The following is a 1,232-nucleotide window of genomic DNA, read 5'->3' as shown; positions in this document are numbered from 1 at the left end:
TGCTAATTTATTCGCCCACTTTTGAGTTTGCTTAATAATTAACTTGTCGCCATTTGATGTGGTTGCAGACTCTTTTAAACCTAAGTCAATTCCAACGCTGCCCTTACCACTTACTTGCTTAGGAAAGTCTTTAACGGTGATACAGGCATACCAACGATTACGACTGTCTTGTACTATCTCAAGCGTGTTAATTTGATATAGGCTTAGGTTGTAGCTATCGAATACATCGATGATAAGCTTTTGACCTTTAGATAGCGATAGCTGTATGGTTGATTTCAGTGCCTTCTTACCTGTCTGCCTTGTTTGCAAATACTTGATGGCAGATTTTTTAAAAGGTATCCAGCCAAGTGATTTACGCTTGGCATCAGCTCTATTGGTACGCCAGTTAAGTTTGGCTTTTTTAAATTGTTTACGTGATTTAGCGTGTGTTTCATTGATAGCCTGTAAGGTCTGACTGTGTATTCCTAAATACTCGCCGCTACCTTTGGTATACTCACTTAGATCATAAGCGCTAAAAAACCTACCGGTACGTTTTAGATGCTCAAAGCAAAGTGCATTGACATAGTTCCACACGAAGTTCACTGAACCGCTTAGCTGATTCAGCTCTTTTATGTACTTGTCTTTAATGCGTAGTTTGAGGGTTTTAATGCCTTTAGTATGGCAAGTTTAATTTTGACTTACAACCCTTTAACGACTTCTTACGACAGTGTGTGTCGCCTTATATCCACCCCCTGAAGTGGGTGGTTTTACGGCGACTGGTGATAAAAAGCTGTCTGAGCTGTCGACAAAAAGAAACAATGCCATCTATTACACCACCCTACTACACAACAAAACTGTGTTAAGGTTTTGCTGTATGCACCCTTTATTGACTAAACAGGATGTGCAACAAGTAGTCGATCAAATTAATGAGGACCTTGTTGCTTTAGGTTTAATTAAACCCTGACGGCTTATTTAATATTATACCAATTCTAAAAAATAACACTCAAGTCGCACCACTCCCGCTGAGTGATAGACCTAATTAAGTTAGTCTCATTACACAATGCATTCCAAGCGTCACATGCCGCATCGACAATCGCATCATAACTCTCAAAACAGCGATTAGACAACCAATGCTGTTTAAGGTACTGCCATACCTGTTCAGCAGGGTTAAGCTCAGGTGAGTAGGGAGGCAATTTAAGCATGATCACATTGTCTTGATCCAAACTTGGTTGGTGCCATAGCGCCCCATCCAT

The 1,232-nt window shown here is 40.3% G+C and carries 3 protein-coding genes; 1 reads left to right on the top strand and 2 read right to left on the bottom strand.

All coding sequences use genetic code 11. From position 1 onward, the window contains the following. A partial coding sequence (locus tag A1019T_RS00080) for a transposase (protein WP_143514043.1) occupies window positions 1–648 on the bottom strand: 648 nt, incomplete at its 3' end. 58 nt (window positions 649–706) lie between these two features. Between A1019T_RS00080 and A1019T_RS00075 the strand changes: the two genes are divergently transcribed. After that, the gene (locus tag A1019T_RS00075) at window positions 707–943 is read left to right on the top strand and encodes a hypothetical protein (RefSeq protein WP_143514042.1); all 237 of its coding nucleotides are present in this window, start codon (window positions 707–709) and stop codon (window positions 941–943) included. Between the two features lie 25 nt (window positions 944–968). On the opposite strand, the gene A1019T_RS13950 is transcribed toward A1019T_RS00075, so the two are convergent. Continuing rightward, window positions 969–1,232, bottom strand: a 264-nt coding sequence (locus A1019T_RS13950; RefSeq protein ID WP_095532542.1) for a transposase, incomplete at its 5' end; no start/stop codon positions are given.

It is taken from the genome of Psychrobacter piechaudii, assembly GCF_900162825.1.
Taxonomy (GTDB): domain Bacteria; phylum Pseudomonadota; class Gammaproteobacteria; order Pseudomonadales; family Moraxellaceae; genus Psychrobacter; species Psychrobacter piechaudii.
The sequence above is the reverse complement of the archived record's forward strand: the minus strand, read 5'-3'. Positions and strand labels throughout refer to the sequence as shown.